We start from the raw sequence: 17,548 nt of genomic DNA on the forward strand, positions 1-17,548 counted from the left end.
TAGAAGAAAGATCTTTTCGTATCATCATAGAGTACAACGGAACACCCGATAGCCTAGAGATTCAAAGTTTTCGGTTATGAAACGATTATGCTCATCCCATAATTCAAAGTTATCCAAAGTAATTGTATCGGATGGATTGATATCCTTAATTTCGGTTTGTGTAAGTTCATACGGTGTATCAATTATTTCTATTTGCGTAAAACCAGCTTGCCCCAACTTCAATTTCCATTCAGCTTCATCTAGAATTTCATTAATTCCATATAATCTACAAGCTTTTTCATACAAATCTACGGTTAAAGATTGTTCGGCTACCATTTCAATTAATATCACTCGACCACCAGTTTTCAGCACCCCAGCGAGTTTATTTAGGGTACTGGAAATAGTAGTGAATGAAATAACAGACTCCGCTAGTATTAAATCATAGGATTTTTCCCGTAAAGATAATTGTTGAATATCTCCTTCTATTACAATAACTGAAGAGTCACTTTTTAAAAATCGAGTCTTTGCTTTTTCCAACATTATAGGATGATTATCAACTGCTGTAACAGTACATCCGTAATGTTTGGCCAAATACTCCGCTGTCTGTCCGGTCCCACAACCTATATCTAAAACAGATTCAAATTGTTGAATTTGTTCCTTTTTCAATATAGACTGCGTAAGGAGAAATCCACCTGGATGTGCACCACCAATTCCAAAATTCGCCAGTAAGTCCAGATAGTTATTGGTCACTAGTAGCAGCCGCCACCATAACCATGGCCATATCCCTCATCATAGCCGTTCCCAGCAAAAGCTGCTCCAACAATGATAAGCAGGATAAATAATACAACAATTAACGTAAAACCAACTCCGTTACCAACGTTCTTCTCTTCACATTTTCCTGAAGACATCTTATCCCCCCCCTTTCCAATTGCTCTTTATAGAATATGAGACAAATTAAAAAGTTTCAGGGCTTATAGATAATTAAAAAAATTCCTTGTGCAAAAAAGATTGTGAAACATGTATTTCTTTAATGCTACTTGCGAATTATTCTTAAAAAATCGCTTTCGCCTAAAATCTCTATGGAATATCCTTTATTAACGAGTTCTTCAACTTTTTGCATTTTTGAACTGTTAAATACTTCCGAATAGCTTGTTAAGTCATAATCACCAATAACTAAGAAGTGTGTGCTTATCGTTATGTGATTTGCACAATTCCCGCCAGAATCCATCACTTTTTCTGATGCTTCCGCTCGGGTCATAGATTGCAATTTACCTGTAAATACAACCGTTTTATTATAAAAGCGATGAGATTTATTAATTTGCACTGTCTCTTTTTTTGAAGCTGACACTCCAGCAGATTTCTTACGCTTCTTTACGCCAGCGGGTGTATAGCCATCGCATTTTTGAACACCTAATTGTAAGTTGTGCATTTCCGATAAGTCATCAAGTGATTGAACTTCACTGGCTTTTAATGCAGCCAATGTCACAAACGCTGAAACTCTAGCATCTTCCAAAGCATCATGATGTTTAAAACGTATGCCTAGATGGTTCGCCATTGTAGAAAGCTTATGATTGTATAGTGAAGGCCAAACTTTTTTGGAGAACACATATGAGCAACCGTATGTAAAGACAGCATAAGGTTCATTGAATTTATTTAAGGCATAACGAAGTGCACTCATATCAAAACTTGCATTATGTGCCATTAAAACTTCATTTTCAATCAACCCTTTAAACGTAGGCCAATACTCTTCAAATGTTGGCGCCCCTATTACCATTTCTTCAGTAATTCCGTGTATTTCTGTGTTGCGATAAGTAAATTCATCCTGTGGGTCAATATACGTATGTATTTCTTCAATTATTAAACCATTTACTACTTTTACAAGTCCGATTGAGCAAATGCTTGCTCTTGAATCATTTGCCGTTTCAAAATCAATTGCTATAAAGTTCAATTTTCCTTCTCCTCCAAACAGTAAAAATTCTCCAGATTGATAATTAAGCTTAACAATTTTTTTAAGAGCGTCGAATATTCAATACCAATGGTTTTGAGACTCAAAAAAAGGCGGACATTATCTCACATAAAAGAGGTAACGACCGCCTATTCTATTAAAATGAGTTATACGAAAAGAACGTTTATTAACTGTTTATCATTTTCCTTGGAAAGTTCTTCAATTCTACAATTCTTTCCGAGCATCTGTTTTAGTGCAGTATATGTCGTCATGTCAATTGATAACTGAGAGACGCCGTGCTCCACTAGTTCATAATCACGGTCTTTAATTATATCGAATTTCATTTTTAGTAAATTTTGTAGACCATTCATTGTTATAAATTTCACTGTATAACCGTCCTCTAAAATCTCCTTAAATGTTTGAGGACTTTGTTCGTAAAGTGAAATTAACCCACTAAAATCCATATCGGGTTCTACACGGTCTCCAAAATCTACCTCTTTACTATCAAGTTGGACGATTATCTCGTCGTTCGATATGCCTTTACTACGAAGTGCTTCAATTCTATATGCTTCCATCATTGTTATTTTATTTGTTTCCATGACTATTCCTCCTAATTGTATTTCCGATGTTTCTGCAATTACAGTTCCGAAAATTAGTTATTCATTTTACTGCGCAATATATCCACCATCTATTATAAGTTGCTTTACCAGCAAATTCGACTACTACGTTTATAGAAGCCATATTAATAATTCTACCAAATTGTTGCTCTTTCATCAAAGGCATCACATATTTGATTGCCATAAAGGTTGCTACAAGCATAATTTTAGTCATCAGTTCAAATCTCTCTGTAGGAAAATCTTCAATTAATGCGATATGCTGCATGCCCGCATTATTCACAAGTACGTCAAGTCTGTCGTATCGCTCAACCGTTTGATCAATCGCTTGTTGAATATCGGTCTCGTTTGTTACGTCACATCTAATTCCTATGCAATCATAGCCTTCAGCAACAAGCTTTTCTATAACTTCATTGAGTTATTCTTCATTAATATCTTAAAACGCAACTAAGGACAAACAAATACTACTGTCCAATTTAATAAATTTGGACAGTAGTATTAGTTGGTTATTTATTAAACTAAATTATGTTTTTGAATAAATTCTTTTAAAATAGTACTTAAATTGGGTGTGCCCACTTCTTCTAAATCGTAATGCACACGCGTACATGGTTTGTTAATCGAAATGATGCGAGTTAAATCCATTGGCGTTCCAATTATCACGGAATCACAATCCGCATTATTAATTGTTTCTTCTAAGTCTCTTAATTGTTGCTCACCGTACCCCATCGCTGGAAGAACATTTTTAATATGATCGTATTTTTCAAACGTATCTACTAATGTACCCACAGCAAATGGACGTGCATCAATGATTTCCTTCGCGCCTAGACGTTCAGCTGCAACTGACCCCGCACCAATTTTCATCTCTCCATGTGTCAACGTAGGGCCATCTTCCACGACCAGCACACGCTTTCCAGTAATAAGTTCAGGATGATCGACGGTAATCTTTGATTCAGCTTTAACCAGAGTGCTGTTTGGACTTACAAGTTTAATATTATTCTCTACAATTTGAATGGCTTCTGCTGTTGCACTATCAATTTTGTTAATGATTGCTACATCAGCTGTTCTTAAACAAACTTCTCCAGGATAGTATTTCAGCTCATGACCTGGTCGATGTGGATCTAAAACAGTAACGGCTAAATCCGGCTCAAAGAAGGAGAAGTCATTATTTCCACCGTCCCATAAAATAACGTCGCAACCTTCTGGATCATTTTCAGCTGCCTCTAAAATATCTGCATAATCCACCCCAGCATAAACGATATTTCCACGTTGAACATGTGGTTCGTACTCTTCCATTTCTTCAATCGTACAGTTATGACTCTTTAAATCTTCCACAGTAGCAAAACGTTGAACACGCTGTGCATTTAAATCGCCATACGGCATCGGATGTCTAACAGCAATAACTTTTAAACCATGCTGAATTAACGTTTCAACAATTTTTCGTGACGTTTGACTTTTACCTGTTCCAGTTCGTACAGCACAAACAGAAATAACGGGTTTATTACTTTTCAACATCGTACTTTTATGTCCTAGTAATGTGAAGTTAGCACCTGCCGCATTCACAATTGCACCCACACCCATCACATCTTCATAACTTATATCACTATATGAAAATACACATTCATCTACATCCAACTCTTTAATTAAATTCGGTAATTCATCTTGTGGATAAATCTGAATTCCTTCAGGATACAACTCACCAGCTAATTCACTTGGATATTTACGACCATCTATATCAGGTATTTGCGTTGCAGTAAATGCAACGACATTATACTCTTTATTATCTCGATAAACCGTATTAAAATTGTGAAAATCTCTTCCTGCAGCACCTATAATAATAACGTTTTTTCTCTTCATATACATTTCCTCCTACAATTACAATAATACTCATAATTATAACACCGCATGTATTTTAATACAATAGAAACTTTTATTAGTGCCAGTCAACGAAACAACTGATTAATTGTGGGAATAGTTTCCAAGTTCGGTGAGTGCACTAGCGTTGCATAAAACCCACTATAAACAATATATTACTTTTTATTCCATTCGAGTGTGGTCCTGAAAATAAAAAAAGGGAACAGGTTTTTTATGACCAATCAGTTCCCTTTTTTTTACATGTCATTATCGTTGTTCTAACTTCATCATTTTCTCTGTTTCTTTTAGTTTCTTCTCTTTCTCTTTATCGATGAAGTGCTTTCTCGTAATCTAGCTAACAATTGCAAAATCTTCACCATAGTATATGTTTTTGTTTGTTGGTAGGGGTACTTTTTACCGGCCCTTGCTCCTTCTAAATTTCCGTTTGAAGTGTTTCAAGAGAACATTTATCGATAAAAATAGAGATTGTTTTACTGCACTTAAGAATGTCCAGTTTTTTTTTGTTTGGATGTTGAATTAGTCGCATAATTTCAGCAAAAGCAAAGGTAATCAAAGCGATATACATTTTATTCCATATACCGGCTGAAGAATGACTGAATAAATGACTGACCTTTACGTGCTGTTTGAGCCATTTAAAGAAAAATTCGAGATACCAACGGTTTTGATAAGTGTCAAAAATCTCTTCTTCAGTTAAATCTAACCGATTTTTAATCAAGTGAAAAGGGATCTCTTCCTCATCCTTGAATTCGATATACCGAACAGGTTCTTCGCGCGTAAGTATTGATACCAACTCGTTATTCGTAACTTTTGGATGTGTTGGGTTATAAGACTTCAGCGTTTCCATCTTGAAGGTTTTTCGAACCCGGACAAGAAATTGGACATCTCTTTCTATCTAGCCACCCATTTTTGTTTTATGGGCATAACCACGATTCATTACATACAAAGCACCATCGGTGTCAATGATGTGATTAATAGCGTCAGAATCAGCTACATTTCCTGTTGATGGAATCATCTTTTCAGGAAACACACTATCAAGAGATGCAGCTACGATACGGAAATGCAACTTGATTCCTGCGGAATCCTTAGCGACTGCAGTCCAATTTAATGCATTCTTCGGCAATTTAATATAAGTCCCTTCAATGATTCGAAGTGGACTGACATTAGCATTCAGCTCTTTAGCATTAATATTCAGTTTCCAATAACATTGGGTTAGTCGACTAAGTAAATCTGATAAATCAGCAGAATATAAATTAATTAAACCTCGACTAATTTGCCAATGACTAATCGAATTTACTCCAATTTTTTTCTGAGATTCTTTTATGTCGAATACTGGTTTCAACCACTCTAAGGCTGTCCCATTTGCAAGGCTTCCATTAATAAATATTTTCACAATTGAAAAGCCGATTAGCTTCTTCGCATCGTAATTCATAAGTGGGCAAGATAAAACTATTGGTTGGAAAATTAGATAAGTATTGAAGAAAGACTTAATTTTAGCTTACATTGGTCATGGTTAAGCTCCTTTTATAGTGTAGGGAACTGATTTAGTTGTCGTTTCCTAACCTACATTCGTAGCTTTTTTATATTTCTGCAAGTAATAAAACTATTACATTTAATTCCTTATTAAGGATATTTCACATGTTTTCACTTCTATACAAAGCTAGTGACTTCCCGTTACAGGTCCCATCCTCTTTAAGTAATAGAAATGAAAAATTAATAAATTATCTTTGGCAAAAACCGAAAACATTTGTATTTGCCACCTTTTTTTGAATAATGAGGGGCTGGTGCCGGCCACTTTAAGGGTCACTTCCTCCCCCCTTGCAAAACACAATATATAATTGCATAAATTAATTAATACAAATGTTACTTATAATAAACAACTACTCATGGTTTTACATACATTGTTCTTGTCTCAGAATAAAATTGGACTCCAGCCTTTCCTTGCTCACGTGGTCCAGTTGTAGTACATTTCATTCCCCCAAAAGGAAAATGAGGTTCACTGTAAATACTGGGCATATTTACATGAGATACACCTGATTCAATTCCATCTAAAAATCCAAAAGCTTTCTTTAAATCATTAGTATATATGGAAGATGAAAGTCCGTAAGCTACATCATTAGAAACCTTTAATGCTTCGTCAAAAGACTCGACTTCAATAATACATACTACAGGACCAAAAATTTCTTCTTGCGCAATTCTCATTTCAGAAGTTACGTTAGTAAAAATTGCCGGTGTTACAAAGTAACCATTCTTAAGGTCACCTTCTTCCAAGCGACTCCCACCAAAAACTAACTTAGCCCCTTCCTCCCTCCCAATCTGAATATACTTTTCATAATTCTCCACTTGTATATGATCTATTAACGCCCCCATGTTTACATGATTATTTGCTGGATTTCCAATTACAATTTTTTTCGTAGCATTCAGAAGCTTGGAAGTTAACTTTTCGACAACTTGCTTATGGACAATAACTCGACTTGTAGCAGTACAGCGCTGACCGCATTCTCCAAACCCCCCCAGAATAATATGCTCAACAGCTAAATCTAAATCCGCATCTGGAAGGACAACAAATGGATTTTTGCCCCCCATTTCAGCCTGCATACGGGCATTACGATTATTAACAGTTTTACCGAGTTTTGTACCCACTTTTGTTGAACCAGTGAATGAAACAGCACTGACTTTGTCATTATTACCGAAAACCTTACCTACAGGTCCACCTGGTCCAGTTATCATATTTAATACTCCCGCAGGTAAACCACATTCCATAAGTAATTGTACATACATCGTACTGATTAGCGGTGTATTACTTGCTGGCTTAAATACAACGGTATTACCTGCAATTAATGCAGGTGTTGTTTTTGAAGCCGCCAAACCTAAAGGGAAATTCCATGGAGTAATAATTCCAACTACTCCATGTGGCTCTCTCTTCGTGTAAGCAATTACTCCGTGTTGTTGAGAAGGCAAAGTTTCACCTGCAAGTCGAGTCGCCTCGCCGGCCATAAACCGAACAACATTAATTGTTCTTATCACTTCTCCCAATGCCTCGTCTTGTGTTTTCCCAGTCTCCCTGACAAGAACATCAACAAACTCTTTTCTTCTATCCTCAATTTTGTTTACGACTTTAAAGAATACTTCTGCTCGTTGTGGAGCAGGAGTGTTTCTCCATCCTTTAAAAGCATCATTTGCAGCCTCAACCGCTGCTTCAACATCTTCTTCAGCCGACTTGGCAAAGGAAGCTATAATATCTTTATTGTTTGCAGGATTTATACTCATAAAAGTTTCACCAGACATGGCATTCTCCCATTTCCCCGCTATTAAATTTTTGTAGGTATTCATATTATTTTACCTCCTTCAGTTTGCTTAACTTCCATACCTATAAACTCTTCAAAAAACTGAATTAGTGCAGTATGATCTAATTTCCCATAGCCTTTTTGAATCCCCATGGTAATAAATTGGCTTGCCGCTTGCGAAAGTACTACAGGCACATTTTGCTCTTTCGCTAAAGAAAGTGCAATATCCATATCTTTATTTAATAGATCAGTTGAAAATCCCGGTTTGAAGTTACGAGACATCACATTTCCAGGGAATTTCACATCAATTGCAAAGTTACGCCCAGCACTCGCGCTTATAACACTTAGTAGCTTCTCTGCTTTTATTCCTGATTTAACACCTAACGCCATTGCTTCACATGAAGCTACAAAAATTGTTCCATAAAGTAAGTTGTTAATAGCTTTTATAGAATGACCAGAACTCACTTCCCCCACATGACTCACTTTGGTTCCTAATAAACTTAACAACGGTTTATACGTTAAATAATCCGCCTCTGAACTGCCCACCATAATACTTAAAGTTCCCTCAGCTGCCGCTTCCGGACCTCCACTTACAGGTGCGTCAATGATAGTTACTCCCTTCTCTAAAAGGATATCGGAAATTTTTCTAGTACTAGATGGATCCGCACTGCTCATATCAATAATAACTTCTCCGTTTTTGAAACCTTCAAGGACACCATCAACTCCTATAATTACTGATTCAATAATTGGTGAATTCGGAAGTGAGATGAAAATAATACTACTTTTTTCTGCAACCTCTTTGGCATTCACGCATGCTTTGGCCCCTAACTTAACCATGCAATTTACTGCTTCAACATTCTTATCAAATACTGATAATTTCTGACCACCTTTTAATAAATTCATAGCCATAGGCAGACCCATATTTCCTAATCCAATAAAACCAATTCTTTTTTCCTTCATTTTACATTCACCCTCTCTTACCCTATGATTAAATCTCTAATTTTTTCAGAATCATCAATAATGTTTGCTACGATATTAAAAGAATCTAAAACAGCTTCTATTACTTTATTAACTCCTCCAAAGCTTTCAATTGTCTCTTTATTTGTTTTTAATCTAAGTGATACCCTTGCTCCAGGCATGCCACACGTATTAGTAGTTATAATCCCATACTTTCTCAAGAGAATAAAACCTATAGCAGCGGTTGCTTCTGCTGGCACAATTGAACACTTTTCTATGGAAAGGGATCTTCTATCTAACAAATATTTCAACGTATTTTCACCTGAAATCTCGGGGCCTAATAATGTTTTCCTCACTTTTTCTTCACCTAATTTTTGTGATAACCCCTCATACAAAAGATTTCCAACATGTTGTTCCTCAATTAAATCATTCGAATTGAACTTTTCCAGTGATCGTAAGACTCCCAATGCAATTGGTGCACGAGCTTCCATTCCGTATTCACTTGCTTTAGCAGAAATTTTTACAACTAGTTCTTTTTTGCCGGCCAATATTCCTGCCCTTGGACCATGAAGTCCCGCTTTATCGTTATTTGTAATTACTATATCTGCGCCTATTTCTAAAGCAGATGCCTGGTTAAGTAAAATAGTCCGAATTCGGGCACCATAAGCATCATCAATGATTACTGTAAACCCCCTACTTTTAGCTATTTGAATAGCCTTTACAAAATCCTCGGTATTAAGTAAAAGTAATTCACTTGTTACCCCTGTAATCACGCATATAGAGTCATCGGAAAATTGCGTATCTTTCAACTCTTCAATACTACCTACCTCCGTAAATCTTGCATTGGCTAATTTAGCTCCACGGACTACAGAAGGATGCGCTTTTTTATTTGGAGCGTATGAAATTACATCTTGCCCCGGGTTTACTAAAGCCAAAATCGAGCTTACAATCGCTGCGCTCGTTCTATTAAATATTGCAACATCATCATTTTTATCCTTTGAAGAAAAATGTAATAATGCCTTCTCTTTTAAAGCCGGAAAAAAAAGTGATGGGCCGACCCATTCTTCTGAAAGAATGCCCAAATCCTCTTTTTTTAATTGATTATTTCTAACGTTTCCTGTGAAAATAAAAAGACTTTCTTCTCCTATATTTTTAACACGTTCTTCAATCATAGCAACTGCATTCTGTTGTTTCATTTTTTCAGAGAATGAATTTTTCAATATTTCCCCTCTCGCATAACCAACTTCTATATCAATTTCCTGCCCAAAAATATTTTTCATCATTTCTCACTCCTTAAAAATTCTTCTAATTAGTGCTTTAAGTAAGTTCCCTAGCAACGATTGAATTTATCATTTCAATCATCGCAATATTGGTTTCTAAGGAAAATCCATCTACTGTAGTTTCAGCTTTCCCTGTTGCACCATCAACATGTCCGGATAACACGGCAGCCTCTAACATACGTTTCTCATCTGCACCTTGAGCAAGTAGGTTTTTCTTCCCTGTTTTCAAGGCAAGAGCAGCACATATTGCGTAACAACCCCAATTGGAAACTGATGCAGTTACTAGCAAATCCACCTTTGTTATAGAAGCAATGACATCTCCGTGAGGAACATGTTCTTTAACCGCGTCTATTATATTACCCATGCCAATCTCATTTCCACCATCACCTATAGCAATAGTAGGGATACCATTCTCCATCGCATGTTCTACTAAATAGTCCACCCTTGCTCTACCTTGTGAATAATCATATCCCCGCATATTATGATATGTACCTTTCTCACTTTTCCCTGCCTTTTCTATGCATATAACAGCAGCTGGATTATACTTTTCAACTAATTTCTTCGAGGCTATTTTTGCTTCTTCATCTTCACATGGAAACGGAAGGATACATGCGACAGATGTGTAGCCCCTTCCACTCAGTTTCTGTGCCATCAAAGCCTGTTCAGGTGTGACCACGGCAAGTCCCGCTGCTCTCAAAACTGGAATAGTTGTTTTGACCAATGACTCTTCTGTTAAGATAATGGGAATTGCAGAACAACATTCTCGTATTCTTTTAGCTAAAATTGCTGTACCTAATGGCCCATCCGTTTCTCCGATAGTGGGAGTTACCCAAGACCTTGTCACAGATCCTGTTGCAAAAAAGACAAACCTATCTTTTGGAATGGCTTCTATCATTTCGGCGGCCCTTAGTGTGAGCGAAGTACCGTTACTTTTACGCGCCGCTTTATATAAGTCATAAATATTTCTTTTATTGTAGTCAATATTCACTAGTTGATCCAACTGTTCAAACAATTTATACCACTCTCCTTATACACTAATTTTATTCTTATCCTATTTGATAAATCTTCATAATAAAAAACTTTTTTTACTATACAGTTGTTGTTTGTTGTTCATCAATAAGACCCTTTCTATAGTGTTGAAACATCCCGACTGCCACCAAACCTGCAAGACCAATTAGCGAATACAGGACTGACGCTTCGATAAGTAACAATCCAAACCCGAAAAGTAGAATTCGCTCAAACCAGAGCGTTCTTTTTACAAAGTAGCCCATCACACTTGCACTAAGTCCAACTATTCCAATAATCGCCGTTGGAATCGCAATCAACAAACCTATCACGGTTGCATCTTGCAGTAAGAGAATGGGATTAAAAATAAACATATAAGGTACGATAAATGCAGCTACACTAAGCTTAACGGCATTGATCCCTGTCTTCATTGGATTGGAGCCTGCAATTCCACTTGCTGCATAAGCAGCAAGGCAGACCGGGGGTGTAATATCTGCAACGATTCCGAAGTAAAACACAAACATATGCGCGGAAATTACTGGTACTCCAAATTGAATAAGGGCTGGTGCCGCCATTATTGCAGTGACAACATAGTTGGCCGTTGTTGGTAAACCCATTCCAAGTAATAAACAAGCTATCATAGTGAAAAATAAAACCAAGATAAAGACACCACCCGCTAAGCCTATGATGCTACCAGCAAGCTTTAATCCAAGACCAGTTTTCGTGACTGTTCCAACGACAATTCCAGCCGTAGCACAAGCACAGATGACTGGAAGCGCCGTTCTTGCCCCTATTTCAAGTGACTGAATAAGCTTAGTAAATGAAAGTCTTGTATCTTTCCTAGAAAGACTAACCAAGTAGGTCACAAGAATTGCAAGCAAGGCCGCAAAAGTAGGGGTATATCCCATCAATAATATTCCTATCAAGAAGACAATTGGGATTAGCAGATCAAGTCTTTTTATTAAATTCCCTACTTTCGGTAATTCCTCTTTCGGGATACCTAGAATCCCCATTTTTTTAGCTTCAAAATGTGTCCCCATGAAGACACCAACAAAGTATAAAATCGCCGGTATTAAAGCATACATAATCACCTGGTTGTAAGGAATCCCGACATAGCTAGCCATAATAAAAGCTGCGGCACCCATGATTGGCGGCATAATTTGCCCACCAGTTGAAGCCGAAGCCTCCACGGCGCCGGCAAACGTTGGATGAAATCCAGATCTTTTCATCATTGGAATTGTAAATGAGCCAGACCCTACCGTATTAGCGATTGTGCTTCCATTAACCATTCCCTGCAATCCGCTAGCGATGACTGCTGTTTTTGCGCTACCACCGGTAAAACGTCCCGTCATTCGAAAAGCCAAGTCGTTAAAAAATGCACCTATATTTGTTTGTACAAGCATGACACTAAAGAATAAAAACAAGTATATATATGTTGAGGACACCTGGGTAGGGACACCAAAAATTGCCTCAGAACTAAAAAACAACTCTGTTGAAACTGTTTTCCAGTTGGCCCCGGATGTACCAAACAAAGGAACCAGGTTTCCCCATAAATAATACCCAATAGCCGCCAAAGCGATAATTACAATTGGCAAACCAACTACCCTTCGGGTTGCTTCCAAAAGCAAAATAATACCAAGAGTTGCCACAATCATATCTAACGTAGTAAAACCGAATATTATTGCGTGGGTAATTATACGTTCATATTCGACAACGATATAATAATAAACTGACATCCCAAGCAAAGATAAAATAGCGTCGTACCATACAACACCTTTTTTTCGTGACATAGAGGGTTTTAAGGGATAATACAAAAATGCAAGAGAAAGTCCCGTTCCAACATGGATTGCTCCCTGAATAAACGATGGGTAGGAGCCTCTATACCCGGTATACATATGAAAAAGAGTAAGAAGGACACCAATTGAGAGAGTAACCCATCCCCATCCCCCTAAATTTTTTCTATAAGTAGATTCTTTATCATATTTCTCAAGTAATTCTTCCTGATTAAGTGTAGACATGTGGAACCCCTCCCTATTGTAATCTACTTTTATAAAAAATCGAGTCAGTGACCCGATTTTAGTTTATTTTTACTCTAGCATGCCCATTTCTTCATAGTATTTTTTAGCACCCGGGTGAAGTGGCATGCCTTTCATACCCATAAATGCGGAGTCTTTAGAAATCAACTTCGCCTGGGCAATGGCCATGCTCCCTGAATACTCAAACAAGTTCCTAGTTATTTCATAACCCAAATCCTCACTTACTTGATCCGTTGATGCAAAAAGCATTGCCATACCTGCAACGGTTCTCACAGGTTCCTCTTGCCAACTATAGGTACCTGCTTCTATCACATACTCTTCATATTGAATTTTTTCTTCCAACAACTGAATAGCTTGGTCATTCAAATCAAGAAATTTCACCTTCTTGGATGTAGCCTGCAATTCATCCAAGGCAGCGGAAGGAATACCTACAACGAAAATAATTGCATCAATCGTACCATTCTGCAATTTACCTTGGGCGTCACCGAAACCTTCCTCAAAAGGAGTATAATCACCTTTTCCAAAACCATAGGCTTCCATTAAAATCTGTGATGCGTTGTATGTCCCACCCCCCGGTGGTCCAACAGCCACTTTTTTTCCTTTTAAATCTTCAATAGAATTTATGCCCGTAGATTCTAGAGTAACCACCTGCAATGTCTCTGGAAAAAGCGCGGTGATAAGACCTATATTAGATGCCTTTGCCCCTTCAAACTGTCCTGTCCCATTAATCGCATCAATGAGTATAACATTTTCAGAAAGGCCTAATTGAAACTGTCCGCTAATAGTTTTTGCAACATTTTCAACTCCACCTCCTGGAACAGCGCTAACGTCAAACCCATCCACATCAATTTTATCATTCCAAACGTTCGCCAGTTCGCCACCAAATGGATAGTACACTCCACCAGTACTGCCAGTACCAAGCGTCAAATTAGTTTTATAGTCACTACCGCTATTTTCAACTTTAGTACCGTCACCACAAGCGGATAACAACAATCCGCAAATTGTCAATAAAAGAATAAGTATTGAAGTTTTCTTCATTTTTACTCCCCCTCATTAGAATATAAATTACTAGTAGCCTCTTAATTACATTAGTACCTTTGACTTTTAAAATACTCCCCTAGAGATATGAGTAACTTTTACCACCCCCTTAAAACAATTGCCCTCAACATTTCAATTATCGCGATATTTGTTTCAAGAGAAAATCCATCTACTGTCGTATTTGTTTTTCCCGTGGCTCCATCTATAAGACCGGATAAAACAGCAACCTCCAACATTCGTTTTTCATCAGAAACTTGTGGAAGAAAGTTTACATTTCCCGTTTTCAGAGCAATAGCGGCGCAAACTGCATAACAGCCCCAGTTAGAGACAGATGCAGTTACCAATAGATCCACCTTTGTTACGGAAGCGATGATTTCTCCATGGGGGACATGTTTTCTAACCACGTTTACTACGTTCCCCATGCCAATTTCATTTCCACCATCACCAATAGCGATTGTTGGAATATTATTTTCCATCGCTTTTTCTACAAGATAATCCACTCTAGCTCTTCCTTTTGAATAATCAAGACCTTGCATACTATGGTAAGTACCCTTTATGTTTTTTCCCGTTTTTTCTATACATATAACCGCGGCCGGGTTGTAATCTTCAATTAACTTTATCGAAACTATTTTTGCTTCTTCATCTTCACAAGGAAATGGAAGGATGCAAGCAACGGATGTATATCCTTTTCCGTCCAGTTTCTGTGCTACTAAAGCCTGTTCAGGTGTTACTACGGCAAGTCCAGCGGCTTTCAGAATAGAAATCGTTGCTTCTACTAATGTTTTTTCCGTCAGGATAAGTGGAATTACCGAGCGATATTCTCTTACCTTTTTTGCTAGGATTGCTGTACCTAAAGGTCCATCTGTTTCTCCAATTGAGGACGATACCCCTTCTCTCATGACTGAACCTGTTACAAAAAAGACAAATCTACCTTTTGGGAAATCCTCTATAATTTCAACTGCCTTTAATGTTAGGGAGGTATCAGTATTTTTACGTGCTTCCCTATATAATTCATGAATTTTTCTTTTGTTGTAATCGATATTCACAAGTTGATCCAACTGTTCAAACACCTTAGTCATTCTCCTTACTTAGTCATCAATTTTTTGCTGGTTTCGATTAGAATATTTTACAGGTTTTTCGCCCTTTGAAGTCTAACCATAAAACTATAAGCATCATGTCTATAATAAAATTTACTAACCATCAACACTCTATTCGAAAGATCGAAAGAGGTCCTTTCATTTACCAGTAATGGGAAGCCCTTTTCTACTTGAAGTATATCCGTAATGGGTGCTTTTGCCGATTCAGCACATATGTTCTGCAAAGCTTCTTCAACCAGGATATTTTTATTTTCTAAAACTTCATAAATCGATGACTTATTTACATCAGCACTTACTATCCCAGCCGCAATATCTTGGGGTAAATATATATTTACATATGCAATAGGAGTATTTCTTTGGATATGAAGTCTTCCTATCATTAAAACTTTTTTTTCTTCAGGAAACTGGTCTTTAATTGAACTAGGTGTATTAATATACTCGAAAAATAGAATTTGTTCCGTGACCTCATCAGCCTCTAAATTATTTATCTGTTTAAAACTCCTAAGCGTCGATAATTGCTCATTATAGTATTGGGGACGTACGTACGAGCCTTTACCTTGTTTAGAAATAATTAAGCCCTTTTCAACTAAATCCTCTAACGCATTCACAACGGTAACTCGTCCGATTCCATAGCGTATCATTAACTCATTTACGGAGCCTATTTTGCTTCCATTTTTTAATTCCCCACTTGTTATTTGGTCATTGATAATCTTCGATAATTGCTTATACATTGGTACGGGACTATCGCGAACTATCATAATTCCAGCCACCTCACTAATATTTTCAATTAAATCTAATTAAAGACTGTACCTAACCTGTCCTAACTGTTATGCACTGTTCTTACCTAACTTTCAGTCTACACCAAATTTTCAATTAAGTCAATAACGAGTTTTTCCCTATAAAAAACAAGCACATAGCCAAATTTATTCAAATAAAACACACTTTAAAAGATCACAGATAACTCCCTAAAAGTTTTTTATTCACGCTCCATTTTAATTTTGATAGATCTGGTCATCTGTTATATATTAGAAGTTCAGTTGGAAGTGGATTTATTGATAAATATCCCTATGTTATATTTGGGGTTATTCTCTAATAGGTTAATCGAAGAATTTCGGTCGTTAGTTGAGCCGATAATGAGATAAATGAAATCGTTGACCAACTAGGATGGCGAATTGCGAAACAGATCAGGGTTAAATATGATCAAGTAAAGTAACTTTTGCTTTGACTAACGAAACAGCTGTGTTTTGCAAGATAACAGTGCAAAAGATTACAATGAAAACTACACAAGCTTGCCAGCCTTCAACTCAGCATTTATTTTTGTAGTGATATAGCGTTTGTCACTCTAAAACTATTACCTGTAAAATTCAAAATATGAACATGATGTATCACTCGATCTACCAAACCAGCAGTTAATCTAGAATTGCTAAATTCCAAAATTGAAGTGATAATTAAACTTTTCTGTTCGTACCAATCAGAAATGAGTTGAAAGAGGAGCTCTGCTCCCTCCTTATTGAAATGAACGTAAATCATTTCATCCAATATAATTAAATCCACATTTTTAAAGCGGTTTCTAAACTTAGGTAACTTACCATCTTGTCACGCTCTTTCTAACGCTTCTTCCAAGTCCGCGACTCTATTAAAGCGAACCTCTAGACTTTCCTATAGGCCTCATAGCCAATACCGGTTGCCAAATAAGCTTTCCATAATATAAAGCTTCATAATGATAATTATCGAAAGCTTTTGTTTATGGAAAGAAATAAGCGTATGTCCCCAATTCAAGTGAAATATGCGTTTATTACTTGTCATAACACCTCATAATAATTGGTATAAAAACATTGAGGTGTCCTATAGAAACAAAGATTCCTATTGAAGAATTAGTTAAAAATATTTCATCAGAACTCAACAGACTTAATTATTCTAAGATCACAATTTTCGAATTCGTGCTTTTTACAAAAGATTTATTGCATTTACCAACGATAGATAAACGCTTTATTTTTAAGAGTAATTAGAAAAGGAATTCTTAAATGAGAACTATAACAGTACAGTAAACTATTATCAGGAAGCCATGCCAATACGACTCAAGAGTCCATAAGAAAGTTAGGGTCCTAGTTTATTTCCAACTCCATCGTGTGATAATCCGAAGAATGGTTAAAAAACCGGGATATGTTAAACCAAATAGTTCGAAAAAGAAATTGTTGCTTATGAAAAGGAATGTGCGGATAACGAGTATTCCCAGAGCGGACTACGTATCCGGGTGCAACGTTTGACTTTTTTTTATAGAGGCTAGTTGTACAATCAAGTTAGCCACTTAAATTCAAAAAAAGTATCCATTATAAAATTTCGTGTATCAATGAAGTTGCGAGACTAACAATAAGCACTAGCGTTGCATAGAAGTAAAAATCTGTAAGATGACCTTAAAATAGGATTAGTCTTAATAGATT

The 17,548-nt window shown here is 36.8% G+C and carries 17 protein-coding genes; all 17 read right to left on the bottom strand.

Annotated features, from left to right (window positions below; genetic code table 11):
* Positions 1-24 precede the first annotated feature (24 nt).
* Positions 25-729, bottom strand: a complete 705-nt coding sequence (locus ACP8HH_RS13040; RefSeq protein WP_438311981.1) for a class I SAM-dependent methyltransferase — start codon at positions 727-729, stop codon at positions 25-27.
* A complete protein-coding gene (locus tag ACP8HH_RS13045; RefSeq protein WP_438311984.1) occupies positions 729-887 on the bottom strand; it encodes a YjcZ family sporulation protein in 159 nt (52 codons plus the stop codon). Before ACP8HH_RS13045 ends, ACP8HH_RS13040 begins: the two co-directional genes overlap by 1 nt.
* A gap of 125 nt (positions 888-1,012) precedes the next feature.
* Positions 1,013-1,927 carry an exonuclease domain-containing protein gene (locus ACP8HH_RS13050; protein ID WP_438311986.1) on the bottom strand — a complete coding sequence of 305 codons (915 nt, stop codon included), beginning with the start codon at positions 1,925-1,927 and terminating at the stop codon, positions 1,013-1,015.
* A 164-nt stretch (positions 1,928-2,091) separates the two neighbouring features.
* On the bottom strand, positions 2,092-2,523 hold the full coding sequence (locus tag ACP8HH_RS13055) for a hypothetical protein (RefSeq protein ID WP_438311988.1): 432 nt from the start codon (positions 2,521-2,523) through the stop codon (positions 2,092-2,094).
* A 61-nt stretch (positions 2,524-2,584) separates the two neighbouring features.
* Positions 2,585-2,944 (bottom strand): SDR family NAD(P)-dependent oxidoreductase, encoded by a 360-nt coding sequence (locus ACP8HH_RS13060; RefSeq protein ID WP_438319172.1) that lies wholly within the window; start codon positions 2,942-2,944, stop codon positions 2,585-2,587.
* A 107-nt stretch (positions 2,945-3,051) separates the two neighbouring features.
* A complete protein-coding gene (locus ACP8HH_RS13065) occupies positions 3,052-4,392 on the bottom strand; it encodes a cyclic 2,3-diphosphoglycerate synthase (protein ID WP_438311990.1) in 1,341 nt (446 codons plus the stop codon).
* A gap of 430 nt (positions 4,393-4,822) precedes the next feature.
* Positions 4,823-5,302 carry a transposase gene (locus ACP8HH_RS13070; protein WP_438319174.1) on the bottom strand — a complete coding sequence of 160 codons (480 nt, stop codon included), beginning with the start codon at positions 5,300-5,302 and terminating at the stop codon, positions 4,823-4,825.
* A complete protein-coding gene (locus tag ACP8HH_RS13075) occupies positions 5,303-5,839 on the bottom strand; it encodes a hypothetical protein (RefSeq protein ID WP_438311992.1) in 537 nt (178 codons plus the stop codon).
* 452 nt (positions 5,840-6,291) lie between these two features.
* A complete protein-coding gene (locus ACP8HH_RS13080; RefSeq protein ID WP_438311995.1) occupies positions 6,292-7,740 on the bottom strand; it encodes an aldehyde dehydrogenase family protein in 1,449 nt (482 codons plus the stop codon).
* Positions 7,737-8,654 (bottom strand): NAD(P)-dependent oxidoreductase, encoded by a 918-nt coding sequence (locus ACP8HH_RS13085; RefSeq protein ID WP_438311997.1) that lies wholly within the window; start codon positions 8,652-8,654, stop codon positions 7,737-7,739. The genes ACP8HH_RS13080 and ACP8HH_RS13085 overlap by 4 nt, the downstream gene beginning before the upstream one ends.
* A gap of 17 nt (positions 8,655-8,671) precedes the next feature.
* A complete protein-coding gene (locus ACP8HH_RS13090) occupies positions 8,672-9,934 on the bottom strand; it encodes an aminotransferase class I/II-fold pyridoxal phosphate-dependent enzyme (RefSeq protein WP_438311999.1) in 1,263 nt (420 codons plus the stop codon).
* Between the two features lie 34 nt (positions 9,935-9,968).
* The gene (locus ACP8HH_RS13095) at positions 9,969-10,943 is read right to left on the bottom strand and encodes a DUF4392 domain-containing protein (protein WP_438312001.1); all 975 of its coding nucleotides are present in this window, start codon (positions 10,941-10,943) and stop codon (positions 9,969-9,971) included.
* Between the two features lie 76 nt (positions 10,944-11,019).
* Positions 11,020-12,954, bottom strand: coding sequence for a TRAP transporter permease (locus ACP8HH_RS13100; RefSeq protein ID WP_438312003.1), 1,935 nt, complete (start codon positions 12,952-12,954; stop codon positions 11,020-11,022).
* Between the two features lie 69 nt (positions 12,955-13,023).
* Entirely contained in the window at positions 13,024-14,010 is a 987-nt protein-coding gene (locus ACP8HH_RS13105) for a TAXI family TRAP transporter solute-binding subunit (RefSeq protein WP_438312005.1), read from the bottom strand.
* A 98-nt stretch (positions 14,011-14,108) separates the two neighbouring features.
* On the bottom strand, positions 14,109-15,089 hold the full coding sequence (locus tag ACP8HH_RS13110) for a DUF4392 domain-containing protein (protein WP_438312007.1): 981 nt from the start codon (positions 15,087-15,089) through the stop codon (positions 14,109-14,111).
* A 47-nt stretch (positions 15,090-15,136) separates the two neighbouring features.
* Positions 15,137-15,865: a GntR family transcriptional regulator gene (locus tag ACP8HH_RS13115; protein ID WP_438312009.1), complete on the bottom strand. Its 729-nt coding sequence runs from the start codon at positions 15,863-15,865 to the stop codon at positions 15,137-15,139.
* A gap of 553 nt (positions 15,866-16,418) precedes the next feature.
* The gene (locus tag ACP8HH_RS13120; protein ID WP_438312012.1) at positions 16,419-16,661 is read right to left on the bottom strand and encodes an ATP-binding protein; all 243 of its coding nucleotides are present in this window, start codon (positions 16,659-16,661) and stop codon (positions 16,419-16,421) included.
* Positions 16,662-17,548: the final 887 nt, after the last annotated feature.

Source organism: Sporosarcina sp. FA9 (genome assembly GCF_051550205.1).
Taxonomy (GTDB): Bacteria; Bacillota; Bacilli; order Bacillales_A; family Planococcaceae; genus Sporosarcina.

Bases quoted from the DNA above. Each gene is read 5' to 3' on its own strand.
- ACP8HH_RS13055 (WP_438311988.1), bottom strand. From the start codon at position 2,523: ATGGAAACAAATAAAATAACAATGATGGAAGCATATAGAATTGAAGCA.
- ACP8HH_RS13090 (WP_438311999.1), bottom strand. From the start codon at position 9,934: ATGATGAAAAATATTTTTGGGCAGGAAATTGATATAGAAGTTGGTTAT.
- ACP8HH_RS13045 (WP_438311984.1), bottom strand. From the start codon at position 887: ATGTCTTCAGGAAAATGTGAAGAGAAGAACGTTGGTAACGGAGTTGGT.
- ACP8HH_RS13085 (WP_438311997.1), bottom strand. From the start codon at position 8,654: ATGAAGGAAAAAAGAATTGGTTTTATTGGATTAGGAAATATGGGTCTG.
- ACP8HH_RS13100 (WP_438312003.1), bottom strand. From the start codon at position 12,954: ATGTCTACACTTAATCAGGAAGAATTACTTGAGAAATATGATAAAGAA.
- ACP8HH_RS13105 (WP_438312005.1), bottom strand. From the start codon at position 14,010: ATGAAGAAAACTTCAATACTTATTCTTTTATTGACAATTTGCGGATTG.
- ACP8HH_RS13075 (WP_438311992.1), bottom strand. From the start codon at position 5,839: ATGAATTACGATGCGAAGAAGCTAATCGGCTTTTCAATTGTGAAAATA.
- ACP8HH_RS13065 (WP_438311990.1), bottom strand. From the start codon at position 4,392: ATGAAGAGAAAAAACGTTATTATTATAGGTGCTGCAGGAAGAGATTTT.
- ACP8HH_RS13080 (WP_438311995.1), bottom strand. From the start codon at position 7,740: ATGAATACCTACAAAAATTTAATAGCGGGGAAATGGGAGAATGCCATG.
- ACP8HH_RS13115 (WP_438312009.1), bottom strand. From the start codon at position 15,865: ATGATAGTTCGCGATAGTCCCGTACCAATGTATAAGCAATTATCGAAG.
- ACP8HH_RS13110 (WP_438312007.1), bottom strand. From the start codon at position 15,089: ATGACTAAGGTGTTTGAACAGTTGGATCAACTTGTGAATATCGATTAC.